Here is a 7,607-nt window from a genome sequence, read left to right as displayed (position 1 = left end):
CAAAACTGTTCGTACACTGGCAAATGGGAATTTTTCCTGGGGCTGGATAATGGGAGCCGGATGAGCTGAGAGGTTCACGTCCGGTTCTGAGAGGGCCTGGGGGTGAGATTCCCCTGGGCTACTCACCGCGGACTCTTTCACCTTGGGGTGTTCGTTGAGTATTTCTTCCACCTGCACCGGGTGAATGTTTTCCCCCGCGCAGATGATCATGTCGTCCTTTCTTCCCACCACGGTGATGTAATTATCCTCATTCCAGGTTCCCAGGTCGCCGATGTATATCCACCCCTTGTAAAAAACCCTTTCTTCCTCGGCCGGGCTATTGAAATAACCGTAAGAACACTTAGCGTACGACTTGATGATTATTTCACCGACTTCCTGGTTGTCTTTCGCCACAAAGTCGTCCGGCTCGGCTCTCCGGTCCGGGTAGACCTTGACCACCGCCGCCTCGTCGTCGGTGCAGGAGCGCCCCGCGGACCCCGCCATCTCCGGCAGGTCGAACGGCCGCAGGAAGGTGTTCCAGAAGGCTTCCGTGGTTCCGTAACCGTTGTAGATATTGGGAGTAAGCACCTTTTGGAAGCTGATGCAGGCTTCCCTTTCCAGGGGGGCTCCCATGGTAACAATTCCTTTAATTGTTTTTAGGTTTCTGGATTCCTTGACCTGCAGGTCGTGCAGCAGCTTCAGCATCGGCGGCGCGCCGATTAGGAAGGTGAGGCCGTAATTTTCCACGTGGTCAAGGCACACTCTGGGGTTGAATTGCCTCAGCACCACCACCTCGCCTCCCACGTAAAGGGTGGGGCAAGGGCCGCCGGAGTGCAGGCCTCCGCGGTGAAACCAGGGGCTCATATTCATAGTCTTGTCCGTTTGGTTAAGCGGGAAGTGCATGATCACGTCATGAGCCGTGAATATTTCGTTAATATTGTTTAAGGGCACACCCTTGGGCATGCCGGTGGTGCCCGAAGTGTACAGCCGGGTGGTTTCATCGTATATACTGGTGGGTTGTGCGATGCCGGGGTCGGTTTCCGGCCGGTCTTTGACGTATTCATTGTAGGTGATGGAACCGTCAAATGGTTTTTCTTTGCCGCGGAATTCCACCATCACCACCCGGCGTGGTTTGTGCCTGGCCATGTCCAGGGCTTTCTCAGCCTTGTCCCTGATTTCTTCGTCGAAAACGTAAACAGCCGGCTTGCTTTCATCAAGAATATAAGCGGTCTCGCCTGGAGAAAGACGGAAATTGATCGGGCAGTTGACCGCTCCTATTTTTTGAGGCGCAAGGTAGCAAAAAATAAATTCAGCTGAATTCAAAAGCTGGTAAACAACCACATCACCCTTTTTAAGCCCGTCAGCATGAAGAGCGTGGGCCAACCTGTTGCATTCGCCGTTGAGTTGCAGGTAAGTCCAGCTTTTTTTTCTTATCGGACAGGTCAGGGCGTTCTTTTGTGGAAAACGGCCTACATTTCGCAAAAAACCGTTGAGATAGGTGAAGTTGTTCTCGAAAAGATCCCTGAAAGTATTAGTGTGAGTGATGCTGTTCATAGATACCCTCTCCATCAAGCTTTTATTTTATATTATATTTTGGTAAAATATTAAAGTAAAGGCAAATAAGGTCACTTTAATATAGAAGATTAAAATTTATTAACTATAACAGGAGGGGACCCAGTTGTGTGATAAAATAGTTATTACCGGCATGGGGGCGGTAACTCCCCTGGGTATAGGAACTGAAGCCTACTGGGAGGGGTTGATCAAGGGAAAGTGCGGCATAGAAAGGCTCACCCTGTTGGACGCTTCGCCGGTACAGTGTCAGATTGGAGCGGAAGTCAAGAGATTTGTTCCAGGCGAATTTATGCCGGCTAAGCTTGTCCGCGAAACTGACCGCTTCATTCAGTTTGCCTTGGCAGCTGTCCAAATGGCGGTTGAGGACAGCAGGATTGATCTTTCCCGGGAGGACCCTTTTCGTGTCGGTGTGGTGTTCGGGACGGCAATAGGCGGTATTATCACCGTTGCCGGAGAACAGGCCAGGTTAATGAACGGTTCGCGCATCAGCCCTCACTTTGTGCCTAAGTTCCTGACGAACTTGGCTGCCGGTCAGGTGGCGATACGCTATGGGATTAAAGGTCCCAATCTTACGGTAACCACTGCTTGCGCTTCCGGATCGGACGCGGTGGGGAATGCCATGCACATGCTAAAAAGAGGCGAAGCTGATGTGGTGATTGCCGGTGGGGCTGAGTCGTTGTTCTGCCTGTTGATGCTCGCCGGGCTCTGCTCGGCAAAAGCGCTTTCTTGCCGCAATGATGACCCCGGGCAGGCGTCCCGCCCGTTTGACCGGGACCGTGACGGCTTTGTTATGGGAGAAGGGGCGGGTGTCTTGATCATCGAGACCCTTGAACACGCGGTGCGGCGGGAGGCGCATGTACTGGCCGAGTTGGCCGGCTACGGCCGTTGCGGCGATGGCTACCACACTGTTGTTCCGGCGCCCGACGCTGCCGGAGAGATATACTGCATGCGTAAAGCCCTGGAGAGCGCCGGCATTTCGGCGGAAGAAGTGGATTATATCAACGCGCATGGTACATCAACTGTCTTGGGTGATCAAGTGGAGACCAAGGCGATCAAAGAAGTTTTCGGCCCGAGGGCCTACCGGATACCGGTCAGTTCCACCAAAGGAGCCACCGGACACTTGATGGGCGCCGGCGGAGTAACCGAACTTATCGCATGTGTGAAAGCCATTCGGGAAGACTTGATCCCTCCAACAATCAATTATTCAAATCCCGACCCGGAGTGCGACTTGGATTACGTGCCCAACACCGCCAGGCAGAAAAAGGTACAAGTAGCTATGTCCAATTCATTCGGCTTTGGAGGACAGAACGCCAGCCTGCTGGTTAAGAAATATGAATAGCAGATTGTTAAGAATGAGTGATTATATTTAATAGGATTATTAAAGAGGATGGAATACTCGTCAAGGTCGTTCCGGGAAATTATTATCTTAAAGAACTGAGAAGCGCTTTTTATGATAAAACTGATAAGCAAACATATTCAAATGAGCGGGTTGTAGAGCTATTCGGCAATAATTTTACTATATTGGATGCGCGGCAAGTACTCTATAGCATGGCAGTAAAAGAGAATATTGAACATCTTGTAAAAATGACTCCTTTATCATGGGGAGCCACGGATGAGAAGATTCAAGAGGTTCTTGATATTGGAATAAATAATATTACCATGGATTTGACGATCATTCTTGGAAAGAAGAAAAGTTGAAGGCTGAGCAAACTTCATAATAATATTAAGCTTTTTTGTGGAGAACAATTGTACTATAATGGTATGGCAATTATTAATTAATAGGACAGAGGAGATAAAATGAAATCGCTTGTTCTGGCGGAAAAGCCCAGCGTGGCTAAAGAAATTGCCAGGGTGTTGAAGTGCACCGGCAAGAATAAGGGCTTTCTGGAAGGGCCGCGATATGTAGTGACCTGGGCGCTGGGGCACCTGGTTGCTCTCGCTGAACCGGAGGATTATGACAGTAAGTATAAGCAATGGAACCTGGAAGACCTGCCGATGCTTCCTGCCAGTATGAAATTAAAAGTAATCAGACAAACTTCCCACCAGTTTCAGGTTGTCAGAAATCTGATGAAACGGGGAGATATCAGTGAATTGGTGATTGCCACCGACGCCGGGCGGGAAGGCGAACTGGTGGCAAGGTGGATTATGATTCTGGCCAACTGGAAGAAGCCGTTTAAGCGCTTGTGGATTTCCTCCCAGACAGATGACGCCATCAGGGAAGGTTTCGCCAAATTAAAAGCCGGGCCTGCTTACGATAATTTGTATAACGCGGCTGTTTGCCGGGCGCAGGCCGACTGGCTGATCGGGTTGAATGTGACCCGTGCTTTGACTTGCAAGTTCAATGCCCAGTTGACCGCCGGCCGGGTGCAGACTCCCACGCTGGCAATGATTGTGAACCGTGAGGCTGAGATAAAACAATTCGTCCCGGTGGACTACTGGACTGTCCGGGCGGACTTCGGGGACTATTTTGGCGACTGGCGGGACCCGGCCGGGAAAAACAGGATATTCAGCTATCCAAAGGCCGAAGAAATAATCAATAAAATTAAAGGTCACCCGGGGGTGATCAAAGAAGTCCGCACAGAGAGCAAAAGTGAGCCGCCTCCTCTGGCTTACGACCTGACGGAACTGCAAAGGGACGCCAATAAACGGTATGGATTTTCAGCGCAAAAAACCCTATCCGTGCTGCAAGATTTATATGAGAGGCACAAGCTGGTCACCTACCCGCGGACCGATTCCCGTTATATTACCACAGACATTGTGCCTACCTTGCCGGCCCGGCTAAGGAGCATTGCCGCCGGCCCGTACGCCGCGCTGGTCAAGCCGCTCCTGCAAAAGACTTTGGAGCCGACGAAACGCTTTGTGGACAACAGCAAAGTCAGCGACCACCATGCCATCATTCCCACCGGCCAACTGCTGCAGCTAGCGGCCTTGTCGGCGGAGGAAAAAAACCTTTACGACCTGATCGCCAGGCGGTTCATCGCTGTTTTATACCCTCCTTACCGATACGGCCAGACGACGCTGACCACGGTGGTAAACGGCGAACATTTTTACTCCAGCGGCAAGGTGGTTAAAGATCCGGGCTGGCGGGCCGTATCCGCTAAAACGGCGGACAAAGAAGCGTCAAATGACGATGTTTTGCCCGAGCAAACTCTGGCTATGTACAGTAAGGGTGAGCAAAAACAAGTCAAAAGCTGCAAAATAAACAAGTCAAAAACCAAGCCGCCCGCCCGCTATACTGAGGCCACGCTGCTAACGGCGATGGAAAACCCCGGCAAATTTATTGAAGATGAAGAGTTGCGTGAATCTATGAAAGGAAGCGGGTTGGGAACGCCGGCCACGCGGGCCGAAATTATCGAAAAATTGCTGTACAATAATTATATTGAGCGGCAAGGCAAAGAACTGGCTCCTACTTCTAAGGGATTGCAGTTGATAAATCTGGTCTCCCCGGCTTTAAAAACACCGGAATTAACAGCCCAGTGGGAACAGAGACTGGCCAATATCGCCAAGGGCAAGGACAGTAAAGAAGACTTTATGGCAGGCATCAGGCAAAATGCCCTGGAGTTGGTGAAAAGCGTCATTGCGGATACTTCTGTATATAAAGCCGATAATATCTCAAAAACCAAATGTCCTCTTTGCGGCAAGTATTTGTTGCTGGTAAACGGCAAAAGGGGAAAGATGCTGGTTTGTCCGGACCGGGCTTGCGGATACCGGCAGCCGGAAAAACAAGATGACTTTGGGGTTTTTAAAAGTTCGAAAAATGCCGGCAGAATCAATCAAAAATTAATTGCCCGCTACAGCGATCAGGGTTCTATCACGCAAAATATAGGCGAAATGTTAAAGGCTGCTTTAGAGGAAAAACGCGCCGCCAAGGATGATAAATAAGTAGTCAGTAGTCAATAGTCAATAGTCAATGAACCCGAGAATATGCTTCTATGTAACCAATCGGGGTGGTACCGCGGAAAGCCGCAGCTTTCGTCCTCGCGAAGGCTGCGGCTTATTTTTGTTCGGGAGGAAGAAACAGCTTCAAAATAATTAGATATAATTATATAAAACCCAAAAAAATCATTGACATCGTTATGCTTTCCATTATTTGTGGATAAGTATCCTTTGGATTACATTAGAGGTGATTTTGAGTTGGGAGATGAAATTTTTACTGGGGGAAAAAATATTGTATAATAATTAATAAATTAGTATAATTACAATCGGAGGTCCTATAAACCTCATTGTTGGACATGCTTTTAGCGCTATTTTAAGGAGTGATAGCGGGGCGAAAGTAGCATTACGTCACCAACATTTAGTTAGTTGATTTTGTATTTACTAAAATGGAGGTGAGTATAAAATACAACAAATAATGCGCCTTAGTATCAATCACTAGTCTGGTAGTGAACATGCGGCTCGTTACCCTGCAAAGACGAGAATTGGGTTGTGAGGCTTGTGAAGAATTTGATCGGTTTCGATTTGTTGCCGGCATCTAATCCTTAAGAATTAACCCGAGGTTAGTTCACCGTTGGCTTTTTTCATCCTTTCTAGTTATTTTATTAATTATTTTTTAAATTATAATAATATTTAAGCTCACAACTATTTAAACCCACAACGGTGGACCGTCAAAGGCGCGACAAACATGAACAACCTGCGCGGCTAAAGGCCATGGCTGCGGAGCGGAGGTACCCTTATGGCCTAAAAAGATAGACAGAGGGGATTGAAAATGAGGTACGCAGAGACAGGGTTTAATTTAGAAGTTGATTTATCAACAGGAAACATCGAGAAGGTAGAAACCGACCCGAAATGGACCGAACAACATATCGGGGGACTAGGCACCAACATGAAGATAATGTGGGACAGGGTTCCCCCTGAAACCGAACCGTTTTCTCCTGACAACCTGCTTATATTCAGCACCGGTCTTTTATGCGGCACACCTGCTCCCGGCGCTAACCGCACCATGATCACCACGATTTCTCCCCAGACGCAGTATGTGGCGTATTCAATGATGGGGGGATTTTTTGCGCCTGAATTGAAGTATGCCGGTTATGACAAAGTGATCATCCGCGGCAAGTCCCCCAAGCTGGTTTATTTGTGGATTAACAATGACAAAGTAGAAATACGCGACGCGTCTCATTTGGCAGGAAAAGGCGCTGTTGAAACCCAAGAACTGATTAAAAAGGAATTGAACGAGCCGAGAGCCCACGTGGCCGCCATCGGCCTGGCCGGTGAAAACCGGGTCTTTTTCGCTTCCATTGAACAAGGCAGGTCCAGCGCCAGCCGGCAAGGGCTGGGCGCCGTCATGGGAGACAAAGGGTTAAAGGCGATAGCTGTCCGCGGAACAAAGGACATCAACATTTACAAGCCTGAGGAACTCGTTAAGCTTAGCGAGTGGGCGCTGGAATATGCCATGTGGCGGCAAGCCAACCCGGTTCCCGGAATGATACCCATCGTGGCCATTCTCGGGTCGCCGCAGGAGATGCTGGAATGCGACGAGAGGTGGCACACCGAGAATTTCATGTGGGGAAACGCCCGCCAACGCAGGAAAGGCTTCTGGACCCCGGAAATTGAAGAACAGTGGACTAAGACCCAATTAGGTGTGCGGACGCGCTTAATCAGCTGCTATAACTGTCCGCTGAAATGCGGCGCGTTGATTTCCGTCCCGGGAGTCTCAAGATACATGATGAAATGCTTCACCAAGCTTACTTATGCGATGGGGGCCTATGTGGACGACCTGGAGTTTGGCTTTAGAATCGCCCAGCGCGCCACGGAGTATGGCATCGACGGATTCTCGGGCCCGCAGGTTATGGCTTTCGCCGTTGAGCTTCTGGAAGCCGGCATTTTGACTGAAAAGGACTTTGAAGGATGCCCGGAAGGCAACGCGGAGAGATTTTACTGGCTGCTGGACAGAATCGTCCGGCGGGAAGGTATCGGCGATATTCTGGCCGATGGCACTTATTGGGCGGCCCTCAAGATTGGCAACGGCGCGGACGCGTTTGCGCATAACAACATCAGAAAACAGGAGCAGGCGCCCCTCAAGCTGGGCATGCTGAACCCCATTTATTACCTCATGTATT

Annotated in this window: 5 protein-coding genes; 4 read left to right on the top strand and 1 reads right to left on the bottom strand. The window is 49.6% G+C overall.

Going from position 1 to position 7,607, the window contains the following annotated elements; all coding sequences use genetic code 11:
• Positions 1-1,533: class I adenylate-forming enzyme family protein (locus L7E55_RS17180; protein ID WP_277445587.1), on the bottom strand; the 1,533-nt coding region annotated here is incomplete at its 3' end.
• A 124-nt stretch (positions 1,534-1,657) separates the two neighbouring features.
• On the opposite strand from L7E55_RS17180, the gene fabF reads away from it, so the two are divergent.
• From fabF to L7E55_RS17160, 4 genes are all read left to right on the top strand, one after another.
• The gene (fabF, locus tag L7E55_RS17175; protein WP_277445586.1) at positions 1,658-2,890 is read left to right on the top strand and encodes a beta-ketoacyl-ACP synthase II; all 1,233 of its coding nucleotides are present in this window, start codon (positions 1,658-1,660) and stop codon (positions 2,888-2,890) included.
• A 17-nt stretch (positions 2,891-2,907) separates the two neighbouring features.
• A complete protein-coding gene (locus L7E55_RS17170) occupies positions 2,908-3,249 on the top strand; it encodes a class I SAM-dependent methyltransferase (protein ID WP_277445585.1) in 342 nt (113 codons plus the stop codon).
• 99 nt (positions 3,250-3,348) lie between these two features.
• Complete coding sequence (locus L7E55_RS17165; RefSeq protein ID WP_277445584.1) at positions 3,349-5,433, top strand: DNA topoisomerase III; 2,085 nt, start codon at positions 3,349-3,351, stop codon at positions 5,431-5,433.
• 823 nt (positions 5,434-6,256) lie between these two features.
• Positions 6,257-7,607 (top strand): aldehyde ferredoxin oxidoreductase N-terminal domain-containing protein (locus L7E55_RS17160; protein ID WP_277445583.1); only part of this gene is annotated, 1,351 nt, incomplete at its 3' end.

This window comes from Pelotomaculum isophthalicicum JI (genome assembly GCF_029478095.1).
Taxonomy (GTDB): Bacteria; Bacillota; Desulfotomaculia; order Desulfotomaculales; family Pelotomaculaceae; genus Pelotomaculum_D; species Pelotomaculum_D isophthalicicum.
This window is presented reverse-complemented; position numbering and strand designations above follow the sequence as displayed.